The 21,741-nt window shown below is 28.9% G+C and carries 28 protein-coding genes and 3 pseudogenes; 25 read left to right on the top strand and 6 right to left on the bottom strand.

Annotation, left to right across the window (positions count from 1 at the left end):
* The first annotated feature begins 406 nt into the window (after positions 1-406).
* The 3 genes and pseudogenes from BUB83_RS19600 to BUB83_RS19590 all read left to right on the top strand — a co-directional run.
* Positions 407-781 (top strand): hypothetical protein, encoded by a 375-nt coding sequence (locus BUB83_RS19600; protein ID WP_073340805.1) that lies wholly within the window; start codon positions 407-409, stop codon positions 779-781.
* A 187-nt stretch (positions 782-968) separates the two neighbouring features.
* Positions 969-1,841, top strand: coding sequence for a GNAT family N-acetyltransferase (locus BUB83_RS19595; protein WP_073340804.1), 873 nt, complete (start codon positions 969-971; stop codon positions 1,839-1,841).
* 94 nt (positions 1,842-1,935) lie between these two features.
* Positions 1,936-2,028: pseudogene (locus BUB83_RS19590) on the top strand (PhnA domain-containing protein); the annotation flags it as partial.
* 85 nt (positions 2,029-2,113) lie between these two features.
* Here the strand turns inward: BUB83_RS19590 and BUB83_RS19585 are convergent.
* From BUB83_RS19585 to BUB83_RS19575, 3 genes are all read right to left on the bottom strand, one after another.
* Positions 2,114-2,506 carry a hypothetical protein gene (locus tag BUB83_RS19585; RefSeq protein ID WP_073340803.1) on the bottom strand — a complete coding sequence of 131 codons (393 nt, stop codon included), beginning with the start codon at positions 2,504-2,506 and terminating at the stop codon, positions 2,114-2,116.
* A gap of 98 nt (positions 2,507-2,604) precedes the next feature.
* Positions 2,605-3,048, bottom strand: coding sequence for a hypothetical protein (locus BUB83_RS19580; RefSeq protein ID WP_143160603.1), 444 nt, complete (start codon positions 3,046-3,048; stop codon positions 2,605-2,607).
* Positions 3,049-3,070: 22 nt separating this feature from the next.
* Positions 3,071-3,751, bottom strand: a complete 681-nt coding sequence (locus BUB83_RS19575) for a hypothetical protein (RefSeq protein ID WP_073340801.1) — start codon at positions 3,749-3,751, stop codon at positions 3,071-3,073.
* Between the two features lie 315 nt (positions 3,752-4,066).
* Between BUB83_RS19575 and BUB83_RS19570 the strand changes: the two genes are divergently transcribed.
* Positions 4,067-5,068, top strand: coding sequence for a GGDEF domain-containing protein (locus BUB83_RS19570; protein ID WP_073340800.1), 1,002 nt, complete (start codon positions 4,067-4,069; stop codon positions 5,066-5,068).
* A gap of 271 nt (positions 5,069-5,339) precedes the next feature.
* Here the strand turns inward: BUB83_RS19570 and BUB83_RS19565 are convergent, their stop codons facing one another.
* Complete coding sequence (locus tag BUB83_RS19565) at positions 5,340-5,699, bottom strand: FMN-binding protein (protein WP_073340799.1); 360 nt, start codon at positions 5,697-5,699, stop codon at positions 5,340-5,342.
* Positions 5,700-5,708: 9 nt separating this feature from the next.
* On the bottom strand, positions 5,709-6,704 hold the full coding sequence (locus tag BUB83_RS19560) for an ABC transporter substrate-binding protein (RefSeq protein WP_073340798.1): 996 nt from the start codon (positions 6,702-6,704) through the stop codon (positions 5,709-5,711).
* A gap of 183 nt (positions 6,705-6,887) precedes the next feature.
* Between BUB83_RS19560 and BUB83_RS22335 the strand changes: the two genes are divergently transcribed.
* The 12 genes and pseudogenes from BUB83_RS22335 to BUB83_RS22075 all read left to right on the top strand — a co-directional run bounded on the left by BUB83_RS22335 (position 6,888) and on the right by BUB83_RS22075 (position 15,222).
* On the top strand, positions 6,888-7,124 hold the full coding sequence (locus BUB83_RS22335) for a metal-dependent transcriptional regulator (RefSeq protein ID WP_073340797.1): 237 nt from the start codon (positions 6,888-6,890) through the stop codon (positions 7,122-7,124).
* Between the two features lie 251 nt (positions 7,125-7,375).
* Entirely contained in the window at positions 7,376-7,747 is a 372-nt protein-coding gene (locus tag BUB83_RS19550; protein WP_073340796.1) for a DUF5412 family protein, read from the top strand.
* A 61-nt stretch (positions 7,748-7,808) separates the two neighbouring features.
* A complete protein-coding gene (locus BUB83_RS19545; protein ID WP_073340795.1) occupies positions 7,809-8,534 on the top strand; it encodes a YfjL-like protein in 726 nt (241 codons plus the stop codon).
* Positions 8,535-9,167: 633 nt separating this feature from the next.
* Positions 9,168-9,362, top strand: a complete 195-nt coding sequence (locus BUB83_RS23015) for a hypothetical protein (RefSeq protein WP_073340794.1) — start codon at positions 9,168-9,170, stop codon at positions 9,360-9,362.
* Positions 9,349-9,552: pseudogene (locus BUB83_RS19535) on the top strand (hypothetical protein); the annotation flags it as partial. The gene BUB83_RS23015 and the pseudogene BUB83_RS19535, both read left to right, overlap by 14 nt.
* Before the next feature lie 49 nt (positions 9,553-9,601).
* Positions 9,602-10,312, top strand: a complete 711-nt coding sequence (locus BUB83_RS19530) for an ABC transporter ATP-binding protein (protein ID WP_073340793.1) — start codon at positions 9,602-9,604, stop codon at positions 10,310-10,312.
* A complete protein-coding gene (locus BUB83_RS19525; RefSeq protein ID WP_073340792.1) occupies positions 10,305-11,921 on the top strand; it encodes a hypothetical protein in 1,617 nt (538 codons plus the stop codon). Before BUB83_RS19530 ends, BUB83_RS19525 begins: the two co-directional genes overlap by 8 nt.
* Positions 11,922-11,924: 3 nt before the next feature.
* On the top strand, positions 11,925-12,347 hold the full coding sequence (locus BUB83_RS19520) for a YdcF family protein (protein ID WP_084133716.1): 423 nt from the start codon (positions 11,925-11,927) through the stop codon (positions 12,345-12,347).
* Between the two features lie 456 nt (positions 12,348-12,803).
* Complete coding sequence (locus tag BUB83_RS19515) at positions 12,804-13,643, top strand: class I SAM-dependent methyltransferase (RefSeq protein ID WP_073340790.1); 840 nt, start codon at positions 12,804-12,806, stop codon at positions 13,641-13,643.
* Between the two features lie 162 nt (positions 13,644-13,805).
* Complete coding sequence (locus BUB83_RS19510; RefSeq protein ID WP_073340789.1) at positions 13,806-14,255, top strand: STM3941 family protein; 450 nt, start codon at positions 13,806-13,808, stop codon at positions 14,253-14,255.
* Between the two features lie 214 nt (positions 14,256-14,469).
* On the top strand, positions 14,470-14,736 hold the full coding sequence (locus BUB83_RS19505) for a DUF4351 domain-containing protein (RefSeq protein ID WP_073340788.1): 267 nt from the start codon (positions 14,470-14,472) through the stop codon (positions 14,734-14,736).
* Positions 14,737-15,063: 327 nt separating this feature from the next.
* Positions 15,064-15,222 (top strand): hypothetical protein, encoded by a 159-nt coding sequence (locus BUB83_RS22075; RefSeq protein WP_159434120.1) that lies wholly within the window; start codon positions 15,064-15,066, stop codon positions 15,220-15,222.
* On the opposite strand, the gene BUB83_RS19500 is transcribed toward BUB83_RS22075, so the two are convergent.
* Positions 15,219-15,605, bottom strand: coding sequence for a helix-turn-helix domain-containing protein (locus BUB83_RS19500; protein WP_073340787.1), 387 nt, complete (start codon positions 15,603-15,605; stop codon positions 15,219-15,221). The two genes, BUB83_RS22075 and BUB83_RS19500, sit on opposite strands and share 4 nt — an antisense overlap.
* Before the next feature lie 146 nt (positions 15,606-15,751).
* Between BUB83_RS19500 and BUB83_RS19495 the strand changes: the two genes are divergently transcribed.
* The 9 genes and pseudogenes from BUB83_RS19495 to BUB83_RS19460 form a co-directional block, all read left to right on the top strand.
* Complete coding sequence (locus tag BUB83_RS19495) at positions 15,752-15,982, top strand: helix-turn-helix transcriptional regulator (RefSeq protein WP_242950724.1); 231 nt, start codon at positions 15,752-15,754, stop codon at positions 15,980-15,982.
* Between the two features lie 60 nt (positions 15,983-16,042).
* Entirely contained in the window at positions 16,043-17,773 is a 1,731-nt protein-coding gene (locus BUB83_RS19490; protein WP_073340786.1) for an AAA family ATPase, read from the top strand.
* 10 nt (positions 17,774-17,783) lie between these two features.
* Positions 17,784-18,674: a phage replisome organizer N-terminal domain-containing protein gene (locus BUB83_RS19485; protein WP_073340785.1), complete on the top strand. Its 891-nt coding sequence runs from the start codon at positions 17,784-17,786 to the stop codon at positions 18,672-18,674.
* The gene (locus BUB83_RS19480; RefSeq protein WP_084133714.1) at positions 18,607-19,386 is read left to right on the top strand and encodes a DnaA ATPase domain-containing protein; all 780 of its coding nucleotides are present in this window, start codon (positions 18,607-18,609) and stop codon (positions 19,384-19,386) included. The genes BUB83_RS19485 and BUB83_RS19480 overlap by 68 nt, the downstream gene beginning before the upstream one ends.
* Before the next feature lie 36 nt (positions 19,387-19,422).
* Positions 19,423-19,495: pseudogene (locus tag BUB83_RS23010) on the top strand (AbrB/MazE/SpoVT family DNA-binding domain-containing protein); the annotation flags it as partial.
* Positions 19,496-19,580: 85 nt separating this feature from the next.
* On the top strand, positions 19,581-19,835 hold the full coding sequence (locus tag BUB83_RS19475; RefSeq protein ID WP_073340784.1) for an AbrB/MazE/SpoVT family DNA-binding domain-containing protein: 255 nt from the start codon (positions 19,581-19,583) through the stop codon (positions 19,833-19,835).
* 499 nt (positions 19,836-20,334) lie between these two features.
* Positions 20,335-20,604, top strand: coding sequence for a DUF4190 domain-containing protein (locus BUB83_RS19470; protein WP_084133712.1), 270 nt, complete (start codon positions 20,335-20,337; stop codon positions 20,602-20,604).
* Positions 20,605-20,650: 46 nt separating this feature from the next.
* Positions 20,651-21,187 carry a hypothetical protein gene (locus BUB83_RS22585; protein ID WP_073340782.1) on the top strand — a complete coding sequence of 179 codons (537 nt, stop codon included), beginning with the start codon at positions 20,651-20,653 and terminating at the stop codon, positions 21,185-21,187.
* Between the two features lie 188 nt (positions 21,188-21,375).
* Positions 21,376-21,741: sigma factor (locus BUB83_RS19460; protein ID WP_073336487.1), on the top strand; the 366-nt coding region annotated here is incomplete at its 3' end.

The raw sequence follows: 21,741 nt of genomic DNA, 5'->3' as shown, positions 1-21,741 counted from the left end.
ATTTTCACATAAATGATTATTTGAAAACACACATAAACTTATAAATTTTTCTGGAGTGAATTTGCTATCTTTTATTAGAAATTTAGCTTTTATAGCTAACTCATTTAACAGTTTTGAGTTCAAGATATACATTAAATTATCAATTAATTTCCTTATTCGTTTGTTCAAATTTTAACAACTTTTCTTCTTTTATTAATAATAATTTTATCATAAACATGAAAAACTATCTTATTAATAATTGTGGTTAAATTTCTTTAATTAACCAAAGAGATTGTTGCCAAAATATTTAGAATTGTGAGAATGCGAGCATAGCAAATGGGACTAGAATGCATTTATGATTTTATGGTACAATATGAGTTAAGGATTTAGAGCAAGAACATTTAAAAAAATTAGCGAGGGAAAATATATGGATTCAGTTTACAGTACCATAGAATTTTATGATAATCTAAAGTCAAAATATAGGGACTACATAAAACCAGAAATTGTATCTGTCGTAATATTACAATCGGATGAAGAAGTTATATTAGAGATAGTAGAAATTGAAACGATTGAGGGCGGTTTCGAAAAACAAACTATAAAGAGAACAGATTTATCTAATATAACAAGGGGTGAAAATGAAGAATTGTTGTTTTTTAATCCAAAGGATTTAATAGAACAAAATGTTAGGAAATTTATTAATGAATTTTCACAATATGATATTATCAACGCTACAGATTTATTTCATCAAGAAGCTTGTGAGAAGATTAATAGGAGATTTAATACGTTTGGAATAGATAAATAGCAAAGAGTATATAAGTAGAAATAACTATAAACACTTGACTCTTTACAATAACTAGAATAGTTTTTGCTGCTTTTATTGTTCCTTTTATTTTTATTAAAAGTGATAGCTTATGTGGGAGCAGCTAAGGAAAGTAGTGAGCCTTTGGGCTTCATTTGCTAAGAATAAAGAATGTAAAGGAGATTAGGGTGTGATTAAGAAGTATTTAGAATTAAATGAATTAGAGGTTAGAAAATTAAATAAATTTATAAATAGAAATAAAGAAAATAAAGTAACTATTGAAGAAATGGATAAGCAATTAAGGAGTGAGGAATACGCTTTTGGGGAAGGTATTATTTTAGCCATCAACCATGAAGATGTTATAGCAAGGATACAAATAATTTTAATAGAATGTATGGAAAAAAAAGTTGCTTATGCTATTAATTTAGACATAAAAGAAGAAGTTAAAAATAAGAAAAAAATTGCAAGTGAATTAATTGAGGCAGCTAAAAATATTGCTAAAAAACATAAAGCACAGAAACTGTTTTTAGGAACAACTGATGATATTTTAATTAAAACCTTAAATTCTCTGAGTTTACATAAAGAATATTCATCAATTAGAATGATATTAAAAGATAGAAAGATTCGAGATTTACCTTTAAATCTAACCATTTTAACTGAGGAAAATAAGAATGAATACTTGAGGATTCATAATGATGCTTTTAAGGAAGTCCCAAATGGGGGTACATTAACAGAAAGTAAGGTTGATGAATATATAAAAAATGCAGATGATAATAATTGCTACTATATAGTAACAATAAATAATGAAATGATAGGTATGTTACAGTTTAATATTGAAGAGCGAGTGGGTGAATTTGAGTTGGGGTTGATAAAAGAGGCCAGAGGAAAAGGATATGGAAAACGTCTTTTAGAAACGGCTATCAATTTTCTTAATTCAAGGGAAGTAACAGAAATTAATTTGATTGTTATTACCAAAAACACACCAGCTTATAATATGTATATAAATAGAGGATTTAAAGAAAGTGAATTAATTAATGAATGGTTTGAAATTAATGTGCAATAAACTGAAAGCAAGTTCATCTGACGAACTTGCTTTGCTTCTTCCAAGGGCTAGATACAATTCTGGGCGCTTATTTTTATATTTATGTAAAAATAAGATACTTATGGTTGATGGCGATTACAATATTGATTGTAAAATTGATGGATTTGGAGCTATGAAGCTAAAATCTGAATTTGTGAAAAAAGTATAAATTAATATTAAAATTAAATAAGCAAAACAAAATTGAGGACACACTTCTTTTAAAGATACCGTCTTTTTATATCTTTTAAGCTCAACTAATTTAATGTTAGCTTACCAAATTCGCTTAAATACATATTTTTTATTTCTTGTGAATAATCTGCTAATGATTTAAAAGCATAAATATAGGTGTGGGTATCTGTCATGAAGAAAAAAGCTTCCACGTGTCTAGCGTCTTCATTTGATCCTATAGACCATGAAAGAAGATATACCGGGTAGGATATTCTATTGCTATGGGTTTTATTTTGCTCAATGGATAAGTCATTCACTTCATAGCCGCTTACTTCATTTACACAGCGTGCGATATAGTCATTAAGATTCTCTTTGTCAGTTTTGTTTGTGGTAAATGCTGTGTTTATGATAATGGTCAAATCATCTTCGGTCAAATCTGAGTAGTAATAACCGCCATTATAATCGTTATTCATTTCCATAGGAGTAATACCTATAAGTGTACCTTGAGTTACAATAACAGGAATATTTTGAGGTGATGTATTAACGTCTTTTATATAAATAAGTTCTTCATCATACCCTATTCACTGCAAAGCTCGTACATTTCCCTGTCACCACGGAAAATGGTATCCGCACCTGTTCCATGTCCTTTTACCATTGAAGAGTAAAGGGGCATACATCGATCCATATCTTTTATATGAGTATCAAGTTTTCCAATTTCGCTCCAATAAAGCGAAACAACACTTGGATTGCCGAATGTCCATGGATCACGGGGAGTAATCAAGCTGCTTTTTCCATTGAGGAGTGTAAATGCTTTTTGTTGACATTCCCCCATCTGCCCAATGTTATTAAACACACTAAAGGATTCGATGAGTGCAAGCTCTCCCTTGATTTTTTCTGCTTTATGACCATTAATAGCCTCACACTTTAAAGCACCATGAAGGGTTTCACAGATAGTCCCATATTCCTCATAGCAATTTTGAGTAAAGAATTCAAAAGCTATTAAAATGTATGCAGAGGGCAAGAGGATGATAGCTTCATTTATATCAGTAAAGGGGGGCAATCCATCCCTCTGAGTACTGATATAAAAAGTGAAGCTGGCTGTTGGTTAACGCCAATCCTGCTTTTTTAAAGTATTGGGTTATATCATTTTTGCTAAATTTCAAATCCTCGCTGGTTAGGTAAAGGCATTTTGCAAAGCGAGTTAAAAATTCTGATTCCTTGTTTATAATTTGTGTCAGGGCTACAATGTGAAGTAGCTCTGAGTTGTTGAATAAAAATGCTTCCCACATAGCTTTTGTAAAATATTTTTGAAGAAATTGAAAGTTGTCAAAAACCAAATAGGTTTCCTCATCACAGAAAAGTTCATATAAAAGCTGGCATATTTCATCTGTATTATGCAAAGTTGGTAACCCCAGGGACAGAAGGCGATTGCCAACATCTGAATCTATTTTTTTTATGACCTGGCAACATCTATCCCATGCTTGTTCCGGCATTTCGTTTTCACTAAAGCTAATCCAACGAATATCTGCATCTGTAATGGAACTAAAAAAATACCGAATACAGGTTGTTTTACCATAACCGGAGGCGGCCTCTACAATGGTAAGGGGATATGTTGGGATTTTGGACATGGTGGCTTTCAAGTGATTTGGAAAGAAGTGAATATTTGTTTTTATTTTATTTAGTTTTGCTGCAGATAATACTTTATCATCTATGGGACGGGGCACTTGGCATCCCTCCTTTTACTTTGATACTAAAATTATAGCAAATTATATCAAATTATTCCATTAATTCCATGGAATATTATTTAACAAAGAAGAATTTTATTCTTTTAAGGAAGTAAGATATATGTATATTATTACAAATATACTATTGTGATTTTAATAACAAGTGGTGCTGCAAGATTCTATCTTTACAGTATGCCAAATTTATGGTATGTTTTGCATATATCAAATGTTACTTTTAGTGACAATTTTATAAATGATTAAAGAGAATTTAGAACTAAATAATACGGATAATAATCAAGTAAAAAGGAGAATACTATGGAGAAAAATATGGAAAAAATCAGAAAAATTCATTTTCAAATACGTATAGTAGGAATTATGTTGGCATTATTATTGGTAAGTATATCTGATTATAAAAAACATATTCTTCTATTAATTGGTATATGCTTTTTATATTTTGTAGTATCTTTTATTGCTTTTCTTCAAAAGGGGAATCAAAAACTAAAGTTTGATTATTATATGCTATATATAGATGTATTTTTACTTTCTATAGCTATAGTTGTACGTGGAGGAATTCGTAGTGACTTTTATCTTGGGTACATAATAATACTTAGTTATGTGCTTCTAAGCATTAATCGGAAAAACCTATTGATACTAACTTGCTGGATAGTTATTTGTTATTCTTTAGTTATTTATTATACAAGTAATAATTTAAGTAGTGATGGCAGTCGTTTAATCATTCGATTAGGGATGATAATAAGCATATCTTTATTATTACAAAATTATGCAAGGATACTTTTTAGAACAGAAGTAATGAGAAAATCTGCTATGGAAGCTTCAATATTTGATGAGCTTACAGGGCTTTATAATCGTAGAGTATTTCACATGGCTGAAAAATTTCTTCATGAGGAAAATGATAAAGCTTATGTTGTTTTGATTGATTTAGATGATTTTAAGAAAGTGAATGATGAATATGGACATGTTAATGGCGATGAGGTACTTAAAGTTATAGCGAATATTATAAAAAGAAGAATAAATTCTAATGAATATGGAATCAGATATGGTGGAGAAGAGCTTATGATTATATCTTTTATTTCTTCTCAAAAAATCCTTAAACATAAATTGCAATTAATTCAAACAGATTTTAAAGAACACCATTTTTCTTGGCTAGACAAGAAAAAAAATGTAACATTTACTGCTGGAGTTGCTTTATGGAACAAAAATGAATTGGTAGAGAAAGCAATTGAAAATGCTGATAAAGCCCTTTACATTGGTAAAAAAAATGGTAAGAATAAAATAGTTTTTGATAAGGCTCTTTAGATATAGGGATCACACTGTGAAACTTAATTTATACTGAATAGTAAAAATTTTTCTCCAAATACTAAATATACATATAAAGAAAAAGGTATTTGCGGAGTGTGTGTTAAAATCACCATGCTTATTTATGTCAAGTTAAAAGTATCAGGCTTTTTTTTATGTTTTAGAAGTATAATAGGTGGATAAACTTTAATAAAATAGTCGTATATCCACCTAAAACCTTTTAATTTATTATATTATTCTTAATTGATACAGTAAATTCTGTTTTTTAGATTTATTTACTAGCTTCTTCTAGAGCGTTTCCAACTGCTTCCTTAATACCATTGCTTGTGTTAGTTGCACCTGATATTGAGTCGACGTGGATATTTTGAGTTTCAATAATCGCCCTAGGGATTTCCTCAAAAGCTTGTTCATAGTATTGCTTACCAACCTCGTTATGAGACACAATCACAATATCGTTAATTTCTCCATCTTTAATATTAACGGAAACATTTAAACCACGACCGTAACCATTTCCTTTTCCCTCATAGGTACCATCTACATAAAAGGTTTGTGACTGACTTTTTAAAGTACTGCAAGAACTCAGAAAGATACTTAATAATAACGTTGCGACTATTAAAACTTTTTTATTCATAATAGCTCCTTATTCATAGGCAAGTTTGAATGCTGTTTCCATTCCGTTAATACCTAATATACCCCTAACCATGAATTGATGATGATCAACTTTTTCTATACTTGAATTTTTTACAGCATTTACGTTCTTATACTCTTCTTTAGCAAATTCAGCCATAAGTGCATTGTATACATCTTCACTAACTCCTTTTGCTATTATGGCAATACTATCAGGATTAGCATTCATTAAATCACTTATTTCGATTTTTGCAGTTCCTCCATTTTCTGTGGTATCTGGTATATTCATCACTTCTGCAGTATTCTTAATCTTTACCGTTTCTAATAATTCATTAGCATAGGTGCCGCCAGTATAAATCATTAGTCCATCATCAGTTAGTTGGGCAATTGCTAAGGATTTCTCAGGTATATCCTTTATTTCTCCTAGCATATCTTCAATACGTTCTATGTAATTTTCAATAGTTATTTTTGCTGTATCATTTGACCCAAACGCAGAGCCAAGGACACCAATTTCAGTAAATGTAGATTCATATGTAGTGATTGATATAGTATAAAGTGGAATATTCAATTCAGCTAATTCAGCAGCTAATTTAGTTTGAGAAATTTCATCAACGATAATAACAGAAGGCGCTAGCTCTTTTATTAAGTTCCAGTCCACATCACCTTTATCATTCGTAATAAGGCTTACTGTTTCTAAGTATTCCTCTGGTAAATGGTGATTATTTGGTATGCCTATTATGTTTATACCACTTTCTAACGCAATGAGACTTGATGATAAACCAATGCTTACTGCAGACACAGGAGCAGATTCAAGTCCCATTATTTTAACTGCTTCGTTTTGGTTTATTATGTATTTATCTGTATCAAAGTCACTAGTATTTGAAGTATTGCTTTCAGATACAGACTTTTCCTCTTCAACATTTTGACTTGTTTGCGCATTTGAGCAAGCGGTTAACATTCCAACGAATACAACTCCCGTTAACAATAATGTAATAAATTTGTTTTTCATTTATATTCTCCTTTTAATATGATTATTTTTTTGAATTTTACAACTTATTTTTGAATTTTATTTTATCCCTCCTAGCATTTTCATGTATTTTATGCACTTTTAGAAGTGGGTGATCATTCATGGCAAAGTAGTTAGCGTAGGCTAACTCTAATACAAATTAAAAAGCCCAGTGTGAGCCGTGCTATGCGAATTTTGAAAGAGAATGGTTATATAACAGTAGATTCTCATAATCATATCGAACTTACTTCTAAAGGGTTAAAAATTGCAACGGAAATGCGTGAACGCCATAACATATTGGCACATTTTTTTGTTTTACTTGGTGTAGATGAAGAAACGGCACAACATGATGCTTGTCGTATAGAGCATGTAATCAGTAAAAATACCTTTGAAAAAATCAAAGAACACATCTCAAAAATGTAAAATTAAATTCATTCAATATGACTATCTTATACTTTAAGGTAGTTATATTGAAAATACTTCCAAAGTAATCCATTAATACCATGGAAGATTATTTAAGAAAGTAGAGGTTTAATATTTTAAGGAAGTAAGATATAATTATTAGTACCAATATACTGGATAAAGTTAAAAATATGATTAGTGATTGTGAGCTTAGTGTACGTAATATGGTATAATTAACCTTAAATTTATTATTTTTGAGAGGATAAGGGTATATGAATCAAAAACAAAAAAAACGGTCAATAACAATACTTATAATTATTGCTTTTATTGTTGGGGGAGTAGCCTATACTATTAACTGGGCATTCTTTGATATTCAAAGAATTAATGGACAGGAGTATCTTCAGGATCAAACTTCACCAAATGGAATATATACTGTAACTGCTTATTTGAATAATTCTGGAGCAACAACTGATTTTACAGTTTTATGTACATTAAAGAATAATAAAAATGGCAAAATCAAAAATATTTATTGGCAATATCACTGTAAAGAAGCCCATATTCAATGGTTAAATGATGAGATTGTAAAAATAAATGATATAAAGTTAAATGTGAAAAGTGAAGTTTATGATTACAGAAGAGAATGATTACAGCATAAGTTTTAATGTGGGAATTGGAATAAATTGATAGTAAAAAAGGGGATTTTAAATGAGTAAGAACCGTTTTTTTTTAATTTTGAAAGTAATTATAATAGTGTTACTTTGTTTTATAGGTTTATTTGTTTTCAGTTTATTTAAAGGACCTCCTTTTGGTGGAATTTTAGCAAAAAATAAAATATTAAACTATGCAAGTGCAATGTATGGAGATGTACAACTAGTAACAAAGGTAGATTATAACATTAAAGATCAATATTATTTTGCGGAGCTTTCAGGTGGAAATAATCAAAATATCAAAGAGATAAGATATAGTTTGTTTGAAAATAAGCTAGGTGATGAAGTGTTGATGGAGAAAATTTCTACAGAATTTAATTCAGATTTTTTTGTAGCCAAGGAGTTTTTGCAGGAGAACATTCAGATTACCGATGGATATATTTACACAGTAATTGATGCTAATAATAAATATACTAATAAAATTGAAGACCTTAGTTTAGAACAAAAATTGTATATATTAGGAATTAAAAATTCGGATATTAGTATTATAGAGAAAGAGAGTATAAAAAAACCTGCAGAAATCACACGTAAAATCATTGATCAACTTGGTGATAAGTACAATATAACAGCTGTGCAGATTATTTATATGGACGTTAATGGCGTATTTCAAATAGTTGCGGATAACTCCAACCTATCATATAGCGATTTAGAAAAGAAAACTTCGAAAATACAGGAAATTGGTGAAGAAGATAAGCTGTTTATAGAAAGCTTGAAATTAAAGTAAAAGATATAATAAGGATTTAAATATAAAAAAAGATATATTTTATAAATGGAACTTTTATAAAAAAGCAGATAGTTTTGTGAAAATAAAACTACCTGCTTTTTGAAGTGGGTTAATTTGTTATTTAAAACACTAACGGGTTATTTATATAAAATCAAGTTATATTAATTGATAAATATAAAAATAAATGTTAAAAATTACATATAAGCTTAGTAATTCGATATTTTGGTTTACTAACCAAGTGGTGCTGGAAGATTCTATCTTTACAGTATGCCGAATGAAGGCTTAGTTAGGTGTTATGAAGAAGGTTCGAATCCTTAACTAAAAAATTTACACCAAATAAGAAAAATAAAAAAGATATAAATGTAATGCTCAGTGAATACATTTAAGCAACAATGTGTATTTACAACATAATTCTTAGCTTGCAGCTTTGAGGATACCGTTTATTATTTTTCACTTTCCTTCTTATATGAAACAGCATATAAGAAACTGTTTGATTAATATATACTTAATCTAGGCTCCCTATTGAATTTTGTGAGCATTACAAGTTATATCAATCTATGAGGTAGAAAACAATTTATTTTATGTAAAATAAATTGCTAAATTTGTGCTGAGATTTATTAGGGAGGGGTTATTATGAAAACTATTATTAAAGAAAATGAAAGAGGATATTTATTTAAAAATGGTAAATTTGTAAAAATTCTAACACCAGGTAAACATTCTTATTTATCATTCTTTGGATATCATATAGAAATAGAAATGTGCCAAGGAAAGGTGGCTTTAGCTGGAATTCCTATTAATGTGCTTATGAGGGATGGTTGCTTCTACTAGAAGTTTGTTGAATACTGCAAAACTAATGGATGAAAATCAAACTCTTTATAAATTAAAGGAATTAGAATATATAGAAAGAATTTGCGAAAAGGTTGGAAACATATCTGTTTCTGGAGGAAATAATCTATTAACTCAATTAAATTTTGTAATATTTTTGTCATTTTATGCATGCCAAATCATGGTAAAATAGGTGAAAGAGTAATTAAATATAAATTTCTTAAATATAGAGGAGAAAATACATGCAACTTATTTTACAAGATATTGAGAAAAACTTTGGGGATAAAAAGGTATTAAAAAAATCAACCTTTACTTTTGAGAAAGGTAAAATTTATGGACTTTTAGGTCGTAATGGAGCAGGTAAAACTACACTTTTTAATTGCATAAGTGAAGAAATTAAATATGATGGAGGAAGTATTACTTTTCACCAATATGAGAAAGAAAATGTAAAAGCAGATTATTCTCAAGTAGGATATGTATTTTCAGAACCCATACTTCCAGATTTTCTAACGGGATATGAATTTTTGAAATTTTTTATAGATATAAACAAAGATAAGATAGAAAACTTACTTTCAATAGATGAATATTTAGATAGGATGAAGATTAATAAAGAAGATAGATATAGATTAATAAAGGGTTATTCTCATGGTATGAAAAATAAAATTCAAATGTTGACCACTCTAATTACAAAACCTGAAGTGATTTTATTGGACGAGCCTTTAACTTCTTTTGATGTGGTGGTAGCACTAGAAATGAAGAACCTACTTAAAAAGATTAAAGAGGATCACATCATTATTTTTTCAACACATATTTTGCAGTTAGCTACTGATTTATGTGATGAAATTGTTGTTCTTAACGATGGAGTTTTGGAATTATTGGATAATAAGCTTATTAAAAGCCCTGAATTTGAAGCGGAGATTATGGAGATTTTAAAGGAGAATGAAAATGATTAATACATTTCTGGCTACCTTTAAAGTTAATTTTGCAATTGGTGGCAATACGCTTATACACTTTTTAAAAAGATTGCCTTTAATAGGGAAAAAGATACCTGATAAGCTTTATAATGAAACTGAAATAAAAATTGTTTTAGGGGTAATAGAAGAGATGCTTAAAATATTTTTAGCATTTTTGGGTAAAGCTTTTTACCTAGGAATAATGATTTTATTTCCTTCTTTTCTTATGAATAATTTCACATTTAACAGCAATGGAATATTGCCTAAATTTTTACATATATTTTTCTTCTTGAGTTTTTTTATAGGGCCTTTGACTATGACTGTGATTTTTGATAAAAGTAATAGAGATGCTTATAATATGATAGTATTAATGAGAGCTGATGCTAAAAAGTTTTATCTTAGCCAGTTAATATACAAAAGGATAACGGATTTTATATATTTTTTACTACCTCTAATTATCATTGGTAATTTTATTAAGCTATCAATACTTGAAGCTTTAATGCTAATGGTGGAGTTGACAATAGTAAAGTTTATTGGAGAATGTATTCTTTTATTTATTTATGATAAAACAGGAAAGCGTTTGAATGATAATGAAAAAATACAAGGAATTATAATTATAGTTGGCCTAGTATTGGCATATGCGCTACCAGTATTTAATTTAACTATTAATTTTGCAAGTATATTATTAAATATTGTGACAATGGTGATTTTAATTCTTCTAGGAGCAATATCATTAATATATTTATTTAGATATAGAAAATATAAAGCTATGTCAAGAGAATTTCTTGCTAGGGAAAAAGCCTTTGAAGTTGAAAAAATCTTGAAGGATGCAAAATTTGCGGATGTAAAAGTTGATGAAGCTAAAATGATTAAGGGGAATATTACCAAGGATATTTATAAAGATAAAAAGGGATATGAATATTTAAATGCTATATTTTTCTTAAGATATAAAAAGATAATTAGCAAACCTATAAAAATTAGAGTTGCATTGATAGCTATTACCTTTATAGCATTTGTAGCAGTAATTATTCTTGAACCTTCTACTGGAACAGATATTTCTAATGCTATAAAAGTAAGTGTAAATATATGGGTATTTGTTATGTATCTTATGTCTACAACCCAAAGAGTTTGTAAGGCTATATTTCATAATTGTGATGTGAGTTTATTGAGGAATACATACTATCGACAAGGAAATGCCATTCTATCTAATTTCACAATTAGGCTGAAGAAGATAGTGATTCTAAATTTAATACCTGCGCTAGCTATATGTATATCATTAATTTTGATAATGATAATTAGCAGGGAGAGTGGGCTTATAATTGGGTCTATTCCGGTGTTTATTTGTATCCTTTGTTTATCTTGTTTTTTTTCAATACATCACTTGTTTTTGTATTATGTAGTGCAACCTTATACAAAGGAATTAGAAGTGAAAAGTCCATTGTTTAGTATTGTTAATGGGGTAATGTATTTGATTTGTTATGGAAGTCTTCAAATAAAAACATCTTCTTTGTATTTTAGTTACGGTATAATTGTGGCAACAATTTTGTATATGATGTTTGCATTGATATTGACTTATAAATTGGCACCGAAGACCTTTAGGTTGAAGTAAAAAATTTCTTCTGTTTTAAAACAAAGATTAGATAAAGCCATAGAAATTGTTGATAATAATAAAAAGAGTTTCATTATAGTTTCTGGTGGTCAAGGACAAGGTGAGGATATTAGTGAAGCACAGGCTATGAAAAAATATCTGATTGGCCAAGGAGTGCCGGAAGAAATGATTTTGCTTGAAGATAAGTCTACATCAACAGTAGAAAATTTTCAATACTCAAAACAGTTGATTATGAAATCAGATGTAAAGGTTCCAAAGATTTTGATAATAACAAATGATTACCATTTATATAGAGCAATGCTTGTGGCAGAAAATAGTGGCTTGATAGTAGATGGTGTTTCAAGCAAGACGCCAATTACAGTAAGAATTAATTATCTGGTGAGGGAGTACTATGCGGTTATGAAAGGTATAGCAAAGGAGTTTTAATGAGGTAGATAAAGAGTACATTCGATATAATATATCAGCAATAACAGTTAAATAAAAGGCTATTCCATAAGAAAATATGCCGATATAGTAGAGATTAGTGTGACTACATCTTTTTATTGGAGGCATAAGTTTTTAGATGCTATCAGAGTTTATATGGGTATTGGGAATGTTGGTGGAGTTATATAAGCTGATGAGGCATTTTTCAGAGAATCCATTAAAGAAAACTCATTCTGATACAAAGTTAAAAGACTTTAAAATTAGGAAAGTGATTTATATGTAATTGTGTCAAATATTTAAATAACTACATTGCTATGATGTATAATTAAATACGGACACAATAGTAAGAAAATGTGAACTAAAGATAATTTAAATTCTTGGGAGGTGGTTGCATGAATGAAGGTGACATTTGTGACATTATAGATATTTTATTATTAAATTTTAAAAGGAGATGTTTTCATGAGTTACAACCCCGAAATAACCAAAAATCGTTATGATAATTATGGAGATAGAGAGTGGACTAGACTTGAAAAGGACGCACAGGGAGAACTTTTATATCATGTTCATTTAGATATTTTAAAGAGGTATATAAAACCATCGGATTGCGTATTTGAGATTGGAGCTGGGTCTGGCAGATATACGAAAAATATTGTAAATATATGCAAAGAACTTACTGTTGCCGATATATCATCTCATCAAATTGAATTTAATAAAGAAAAGATGAAAGAATTGTCATTGTACAATCGTATTAAAGATTTTCTCATATTGGATGTAGTTAATATGCCAACTATGAAAAATGAATCATTTGATTGCGTAGTTTGCATAGGCGGTGTTATTAACTATTTGCTTGAAAAGGAACTAACAGGAATAGAAGAAATGCTTAGAGTGTTAAGACCGGGAGGTAAACTGATTATCGGAGCCATGAGTTTCATAGGGGCATCATTATTTTATTTAGATGGTATCCGAGAGGAAAAAAACTTATTTGGAATTGAAGCAACTAAATGGTTATTTGATACAGGGGTTCAAGATGAAGACCATTATCCTGTCCCAAGTAAGCACTATGTGCATATGATGAGAAGTTCTGAAATGGATACTCTCTTTTCAAATTTTCCAGTAAAAGTTGTAGAAAAAAGTTCAGCAGGTTTGTTTTCTCAATCAAGAAATGATGCATTAGAAAATGCAAGACAAGATAAAGAGTTTTGGGAACTTATTGTAAAGCAAGAGATTGAAATTTCAAAACTACAAGGAACTCTTGATTGTGGAATGAATATCATTTATGTAGTAGAAAAATGCCAATAAATCACTTTTTAACAGCCACTAATAAGCATAATTATCACTATTTATAATTTTGAAAGTAAAATGCCTAATTATAATTACCTTTTTCTAGTATTTTGTCCATGCGTTATAACGCTATTAACTTCATACTTTAGAAGGAAGAGACTAAAAAAGGCTAAAATTGATGTGAACAAATATTTTGATTTTAAAGGTGAGATCAAAACAGAAATTATTATATTAGCAGTAATAATTTTAAAAAGTTTGTTTTTAAAATTTTTTGGCTTATTAATGATTATATTTTCTCTTTGGATATTAGGTTCTAATACTATTGATTATCTAAAGAAGAAACCTTTGATGGTGATAAATGATAGTGGTATAAAAATCAATATTAACGCTGTATATGCTAAAATAGATATGTTAATGTGGAGTGAGGTAGAAGAAGTTTTTACTTATAATGACAATGGATATAAATCAATTGGAATATATTCATCAAATATGAAAGAAATCTTAAGTAAAATCAGCTTATTTAGAAGATTTATGTTAGGAAGTACTAAAATAATAACTATTCCTAAGAATGCAATTTCCATGGATATTGATGACTTATATATTGAAATTAAGAGTCGAATGACTAACTAATAACGGATATTATATGAGTATTATTAATTTGATTTCTTGGTGATGATAGATTTTTGTTTCGAAAGGTTTAAGAATTAGAGAAAAATTTCATTTAAATTAAGCTAAACACTTATGAATTGAGATAAATAATATCAATTGTGTTATCTTATTGTATGCTTTGTTAGAAAAATTTGGTGATGAAAAAAGTAAAAAAAGATTTAAGGAGGTTTTCGAAATGACTGAAGTTGGGAAAATGATACGAGATGATGGTGTTAGAGAAGGAATGGAAAAAGGGATAGAAAAAGGGATAGAGAAGGGGATAGAGAAGGGGATAGAAAAAGGTAAAGCAGAATTGCTAGTAAAGCAACTTACTAAAAAATTTGGGAATTTATCAGAAGAATATGAAAATAAGATAATGAAATTATCAGATAGAGTATTAGATATTATTTCAATAGATATTTTTGAGCTAGAAAGTTTGGATGAGTTAGATAAGTATTTTTAGTGTTTTTGCGAGGAAACTAGTTGATATTGTAGAATAGTAAAGATAGCCTTATAGGATTAAAAATAAAAATTTTATAAACAAAAAAAGACGAAGGTTCAATAGGATAGGTTACTATATATTCTATTGAGCCTTTTAATAGTTGAACTGGGATACCTATATAGCATAGATTTTTGTGTTCAAAATTGAATAATTAGAACAAATGTTCTTGTAAATAATAGTAATAAGTGTTAAAATATTTATAAGAAATTACCAGGCAATAATAATTGAACTGAGATACCTATAAGAAATATATAAAGAATCAAGATATAGTTTCAGGGGGAATGAAGAATGGAAAAGCACAAAAATGAAGAGAAAACAATAAGTAGAGAAGAAGTAAAAAAGATAGTCCAAGCTTATCTTTATAATAATTGTAAGAGCGTTGATAGTTTTGATGTAAATAAAGCATTAAAAATATATATAAATAAAAAGGATGTTGATTTTGATTAATCACTATCCTTCTTATTATTGGTTTCTGTTAAATGATTTTCAATAACATTGGCTAAATCTTTAACTAAAGATTCATTATAATTAATATCTCCATATTCATTTTCAATAAATTTTAGTATTTGTTCCGAAATAGAACCGGCTTTTTCATACTTTGAGATCTTACCTGTTTGAGTTAAAACAAATTCTAAGGAAACATTCATAGCTTTTGATATTTTTTCTATTGTATCAATAGTTGGTTCAACTTTTTTGCCTGTTCTGTTGTCAAAACCTTTTTCTAATTTATCTATATATGAATGACTAACATTACTTTTTTTTGCGAATTCTCTTAAAGACAAATCATTGGTAGCTCTATAATCTTTTATTAACTGGCCCAATGCTTTCATAATTATCACCTCATGTTTCTATTATAACAGTAATGTAATCAATTGTTTACAACTTTATTTTCATTGATTGTACTTTATAGTTGACAGACTGAGAAAATAAGTTTAAAATAAAAAATGTAACCATATAAATACAAAAAAGAAAGGAGTTGTATACTATAGAAAACAATATAGCGTTGTATAGGACAAGCAAAAGTTATTCTCAACAAATACTAGCGAATAAAGCTAGAATCACAAGACCGTATTTATCTAATATTGAAAATGGTAAAAAAAAACCTTCTTGTGACGTTGCGCTTAGAATAGCAAAAGCACTGGAAGTTTCAGTAGAAGAACTTTTTTTTAACAAGGCTGTACATTATAGTGAACAAAGCGCTGAATGATTTAAGTTTAGAAAGGGCAGTGTTTTGACTTTTAATTTAAAGAAGGAGAAAAGATAGAGTATGAGTATGATTAAAAGTTTGAGTATTGAAAAATTCTTAGGGTTAAAAGAAATAGATTTGGATTGTAGCAAAATCAATATTTTTAAAGGGCCTAAAGGAAGCGGGAAAAGTAGCATACTTGAAGGTATTGAAAAAACTTTTACTAACAAAAATAGACGTACTGAGGTTATAAGACATGGAGAAGAGGAAGCAACTTTGTATGTTAAGTTGGATGATGGATTGGAAGTAGATAGAAGAGTTAGGTTAGAAAAAGCTGATTATTTAAAAATTAGAAAAGATGATGAAGGAGTGCCTTCTACTGAAAAATTTCTGAGAAACCTTATAAATGGTGATATATTTAGGCCTTTGGATTGGGTGAATATGAATATAAAGCAGCAAACTAAAAGTATTCTTGGTATGTTGAAAATAGATTGGACAAATGAAAATATCATTGAATGGTTCGGGGAACTTCCAAGTAATATAGATTATAATAATCATATTTTAGTGATACTTAAAGCTATAGAGGACAAGTATTATAGAGATAGAGAAGAAGTAAATAGACAAATAAAAGAGCTTAAAACTCAAATAAAGGTTATCTTGGATGAACTGCCAACGGAGTACCATGGAGAGCTATGGAGAGATAAAAAAGTTCAAGAATATTATAATAAAGTTTCGCAAGCGCAGAAAATTAATCACTGGATTGAAGATGCTAAAGCTCTTCAAGAAAATTTTCATAATAAAATTGCAGCTATAAAAGCTAATGCTGAAAGTGAAAAAAATAGAATTAAGCTAAACTTCAACCAGCATAAAGCAGATATAAAGGACATTATAGGACTTTCAAAAGCCAGAATAGAAAAAAGTAAAAATGCGTTAGAAAATGCTGATAAGAATTTAGATTTTGAATTAAAGGAAGCAACAAATAATTTTCTTCAAGAAGAACACAAGTTAAAGGAAGATTTATCACAAACCCTTAAGAAGCTTGAAGAAGAGTATCTTTTAAAAGTTGAAAAAGCTAAAGTTTCTCATGAAGAAAAATTGAAAGGCATAAATGTAACATTATTAGAGAATAAAGAAAGGTTGAAAAAATCAAGTGAATTTGTTAAGGAAAGTGAAAAAGACAATATAGTATTACAAGAAAAGAAAATTGCAGCTAAAGAGCAAGAGTTAGTTTCTTTAGGAGTTACTGAAGAACAGGAGATTAAAGCAGTAAATGAAAAAATACTAACTGAAAAAGAAAAAGAGGAAATTAAAGTTGGTAAAGCTATTGAATATATGAAAAATAACAAGGCTATTGATATAAAGCCACTTCAAGATGAAGCTGATAAAGTGGCAGAAATGCAAAGCTATTTAAGACAATGGGATATGTTGATTGATATTCGTGATAACAAATTAGCAAGTAAAGAAAGATATGCAGCAATACAAACCAAGAGAGTTGATAAAGCTAGAAGTTTACCAAGGGAATTGCTACAAACTGCTAAGATGCCAATTGAGGGTATTAGTGTTGATAGCAATGGCTTTATAAGGATAAATAATATATTGATAGATGGACTTTCTGATGGGGAAAAGTTAGAACTTGCTATGAAAATTGCAAAAGCCCAGGCTGGAGAATTGAAGGTGATTTGCATAGATAAATTTGAAGGTTTGAATCCAGCTACTCAAGAAAGATTATTAAAGGAAATGATTAATGATGAATATCAATACTTTGTAACAAGTACAGGGGCAGATAAATTTGAAATTGAAAAAATAGGGTAGGAGGAAAATAATGGCTGATGTTAAATGGATCAAACTTTCTATTGAATTGTTTGATGATGAAAAAATTGATTTTATACAAAGTTTACCAGAAGGAGATTCAATACTTGTTATTTGGGTTAGATTGCTTGTGTTGGCAGGTAAGTGCAATGATGATGGGTATATTTATTTAACAGAAAAAATTCCTTATACGGAAGATACTTTAGCTTATAAATTCAGAAAACAAACTAACATTGTTAGGTTGGCACTAGAAACTTTTGAAAGATTAAACATGATAATAGTTAATAAAAAAGGAATACAGTTATGCAATTGGCGTAAATATCAGAACCTTGAAAGTATGCAAAAAATCAAGGAGCAAACAAGGAAAAGAGTTTCCAAACATAGAGAAAGGAAAAAGGAAATTGAAGCAATAACCAAAGAAGAAATATGTTGTAACGTTACAAGTAACGTTACTGAAACGTTAAATAACGCTCCTAGAGAGAAGAGAGAAGAAATAAGAGAGAAGAAAGAAGATAAAGATAAAGATAAAGATAAAGATAAAGATAAAGATAAAGATAAAGATAAAGATAGAAGAGAAGATAAAGAGAAAAGAAAAAAAGAAAACAATTCAATGTGGTCTTCTAATTTTTTTCTTGAAGGATGTAATTATTATGAAACAGCAGGTTTTGGAACAGTATCACAAATTATTTTAGATAAAATTACTGAGTTGATTAAGGAGTTTACTTACGAATGGTTTAAAGATGCAATAGATATCGCAGTTATGAGAAATAAAAAAAATCTTAGTTATGTTCAAGGGGTGCTAAATAATTGGAGAGCAGAAGGAAGGGGAGAAAAAAATGGACATACAAGCAACCATAAAAAGGATGCAATCAGCTTGTACGATTTCTCAATGTTCGGAGGATAAATATAAGTGCGCAGAGTGTATGGATACTACTTGGATTATAGATGAAAACAATGTTTGTACCAGGTGTCATTGTTATGAAAAAAGAATTGTTGAAAATGCTTGGAGTAGATTTGGAGTTAAACCAGAAGAGGTTCTAAAAGTTAATGATTATAAGGCCTATGATGATGTAACCTATGAAGTTAAGAATAAAGCCATTAATTATATACAAAACTTTGATGAAATAAAGAAAAGTAAAGAAAATAGTTTTGCTTTATTTGGTCAGCCGGGGGCAGGAAAAAGTCACTTAGTAATAGCTATAGGAGCAGCGTTACTAAATAGGCAAGAAAGATTTATTAAAGTTGTTTATATGCCTTATGAAGAAGTCATTAGAGATTTAAAAGCTAATGCCATGGATGATGAAAATTATATAAGAATTCAATCAAAGTATTGTAGAGCAGAGCTGCTCATATTAGATGATTTGTTTAAAAGTAAAATAAAAAACAATAAATTAATTGCAGAATTAAATAGCTCAGACATTAAACATATATATCCAATTATCAATTATAGGTATTTAAACAAATTACCTATCTTAGTATCAAGTGAGTGTACCCCACAAATGTTAATTGATTTAGATCAAGCAATTGCTAGAAGAATTTTAGAAATGTGCGGGGATAATATAACGGTTTTTAAAGGAGTTAAATATAATTACAGTTTGAAAAAATTTGTGAAGTAAAGGATATGTTTTAAATAGAAAATGGAGGATAGGAAAATGAAAGCAACAGGAATTGTAAGAAGATTAGATGATTTAGGAAGGATAGTTATACCAAAGGAGTTAAGAAAGAAACTTAATTTTGTTGAAAGACAAACACAGGTTGATATATCGAAGGAGGGGGAGTATATCATACTTAGCTCAAAAGAAAAGGGGGATTGTCAAGGGTTTTAGACGAACTTGGCAGAGTAGTTATTCCAATAGAGCTAAGAAGGACTTTGAATCTTGAAGATAGGGATTCCTTAGAAATATTTACAGAGGAGGAAGAGATTTATCTAAAAAAATATAGTGTTGGATGTATGCAATGTGGTGAGGTTAATAGAGTAATTACTATTGGTAAAGTTTCGCTTTGTAGAAAGTGTTTAAGGGAAATGGTTGATTATGTTAGAGGCAATACAGATATTTTGGATTAAGAAGTGGAGAATTTGGAATCTTGTTATCAGAACAGTGGACAAGCACTCAATAGGATGCACAAAATGAAGAGCAGAAATGCACTCATAGCACATTCCAATTAAAAGTAGGAATAATGATCTTTGAAAATTGAATAATACGGTATTATAGGGATCCCATTGTGAAACTTAATTTATACTTGTTTCAAAAGCTCCGGCCTTTGGGAGTTTTGAGGCATGTATAAATTAATAGTTGAACTGGGATACCTACGGATAAACCATACGTAAACTTATTTTATACATGTACTAAAAACTAGACGTATCAACTAGTTTTCTAAAATCATTGATTCCTGGGAGTTATAGGACATGTAAAAATTCATAGTTGAACTTGAATCCCTCTAAAAATAAAAATCTTTACTATTGTAGAAATATAATGATGTAGTAATATGGGAAATGCGTTATAATTTACATATGAATTAATTTAAAATTATAATATATTATGGAGAAGAGGGTTAAATATAACATGGAAAAAACAAACAATAAATCAATATCCTCATTAGTATTAGGGATTTTATCAATATTCTTACCTTTTATTGGGTTAATACTTGGCATCATGGGAATAGTCATGTCCTATAAATCTATTAAAGAAATAAACAATTCCAAGGAAACGGGAATTGGTTTGGCTGTATCAGGAAGGGTTGTCAGTATTATAGGTGTATGTTGTCAATTAGTTATAATCCTTGGATTTGTATTGTTTTCTCAAGTAAATTCTACATCAGTAACTTCTTTTTAAATCAGTTCACATTTTTCTTATATAACTAAATTATGGAGTTGATATTTTGATAAAGATTAGAAGAAAAAATGGATATGCAGATAGTATGCGAAAATACAAAATAATATTAGATAATAATTATTTAGGTGATATTAATCAGGGGGAAATAAATAGTTTTGAAGTTGCACCAGGTGAGCATACAATTTATTTAAAGATTGATTGGTGTAGAAGTAATAAGTTGGATTTTTATATTTCAGAAAATGATGTTATTGAATTTGAGTGTGGAAGTTCTTTGAGAGGATGGAGATTCTTTTTTGCTTTTATTTATATAACCTTTCTGAAAAATAAATATTTATGGATAAAAACAGTAGATAAATTTAATAAGCAATATTCTTATTTGGCGAAGGGAGAGAACAATATGAGAGTTTGTAAGAATTGTGGTTCAACCATGGTTGATGGATACAAAGTGAAAATAAATAATTCTACGATATTAGCAAATATGACTATTGCAAAAAAAGGTTTTAGTGAAAAGCCTACAGTGGCAGTGTGTCCTATTTGTGGAGAAATAAGTTTATATATTGAAAAGATTGATAAGGTTAAATAATGAGCATAACAGTTGTTTGTGATTCTAATCCAATTTAATAATTTTTAAAATACCGTATTATTCATAACTGAATTTTACGGTATTTTTGCGTTGCAATACAAAGATAAGGTGTATTAGAAAAGAGAAAATTATAGATAAAATTTAGCGGTGTAGCAGGCCTACACTAGATATAAATTGGGGGTGTCAACTTGAAAGATTTAATTATAAAAGCAAAACAAGGAGATAGCATGGCTACTGAAACTATTATAAATAAATATATGCCTTTGGTAATAAGTGAGGCATCAAAATATCATATACCAGGGTATGAGTTTGAGGATATTGTACAACATAGTATTTTAAGTATTATAAAAGCTATTAATTTATATAATATAAATTCAAATTCTTTTAGCTCGTTTTTAGCTATCACAGTTAAACGTAGTAATATAAATCTACTTAAAGGAACAATTAAGCATTATAGAGAAGTTCAAGATGAAACTATATTGAATAATAGCATAGATTTATATGGTTTTACTGTGGAAGATGAAGTTATAGCTTATGATATGGTGGATAAATTA

The organism is Clostridium grantii DSM 8605 (assembly GCF_900129965.1).
In the GTDB taxonomy this organism is placed as follows: domain Bacteria; phylum Bacillota; class Clostridia; order Clostridiales; family Clostridiaceae; genus Clostridium_AF; species Clostridium_AF grantii.
The sequence above is the reverse complement of the archived record's forward strand: the minus strand, read 5'-3'. Positions and strand labels throughout refer to the sequence as shown.

Coding starts and splice junctions, on each gene's coding strand:
- BUB83_RS19600 (WP_073340805.1), top strand. CDS start 407: ATGGATTCAGTTTACAGTACCATAGAATTTTATGATAATCTAAAGTCA.
- BUB83_RS19585 (WP_073340803.1), bottom strand. CDS start 2,506: ATGGAAATGAATAACGATTATAATGGCGGTTATTACTACTCAGATTTG.
- BUB83_RS19570 (WP_073340800.1), top strand. CDS start 4,067: ATGGAGAAAAATATGGAAAAAATCAGAAAAATTCATTTTCAAATACGT.
- BUB83_RS19565 (WP_073340799.1), bottom strand. CDS start 5,699: ATGAATAAAAAAGTTTTAATAGTCGCAACGTTATTATTAAGTATCTTT.
- BUB83_RS19560 (WP_073340798.1), bottom strand. CDS start 6,704: ATGAAAAACAAATTTATTACATTATTGTTAACGGGAGTTGTATTCGTT.
- BUB83_RS22335 (WP_073340797.1), top strand. CDS start 6,888: ATGCGAATTTTGAAAGAGAATGGTTATATAACAGTAGATTCTCATAAT.
- BUB83_RS19550 (WP_073340796.1), top strand. CDS start 7,376: ATGAATCAAAAACAAAAAAAACGGTCAATAACAATACTTATAATTATT.
- BUB83_RS19545 (WP_073340795.1), top strand. CDS start 7,809: ATGAGTAAGAACCGTTTTTTTTTAATTTTGAAAGTAATTATAATAGTG.
- BUB83_RS23015 (WP_073340794.1), top strand. CDS start 9,168: ATGAAAACTATTATTAAAGAAAATGAAAGAGGATATTTATTTAAAAAT.
- BUB83_RS19530 (WP_073340793.1), top strand. CDS start 9,602: ATGCAACTTATTTTACAAGATATTGAGAAAAACTTTGGGGATAAAAAG.
- BUB83_RS19525 (WP_073340792.1), top strand. CDS start 10,305: ATGATTAATACATTTCTGGCTACCTTTAAAGTTAATTTTGCAATTGGT.
- BUB83_RS19515 (WP_073340790.1), top strand. CDS start 12,804: ATGAGTTACAACCCCGAAATAACCAAAAATCGTTATGATAATTATGGA.
- BUB83_RS19505 (WP_073340788.1), top strand. CDS start 14,470: ATGACTGAAGTTGGGAAAATGATACGAGATGATGGTGTTAGAGAAGGA.
- BUB83_RS22075 (WP_159434120.1), top strand. CDS start 15,064: ATGGAAAAGCACAAAAATGAAGAGAAAACAATAAGTAGAGAAGAAGTA.
- BUB83_RS19500 (WP_073340787.1), bottom strand. CDS start 15,605: ATGAAAGCATTGGGCCAGTTAATAAAAGATTATAGAGCTACCAATGAT.
- BUB83_RS19490 (WP_073340786.1), top strand. CDS start 16,043: ATGAGTATGATTAAAAGTTTGAGTATTGAAAAATTCTTAGGGTTAAAA.
- BUB83_RS19485 (WP_073340785.1), top strand. CDS start 17,784: ATGGCTGATGTTAAATGGATCAAACTTTCTATTGAATTGTTTGATGAT.
- BUB83_RS19480 (WP_084133714.1), top strand. CDS start 18,607: ATGGACATACAAGCAACCATAAAAAGGATGCAATCAGCTTGTACGATT.
- BUB83_RS19470 (WP_084133712.1), top strand. CDS start 20,335: ATGGAAAAAACAAACAATAAATCAATATCCTCATTAGTATTAGGGATT.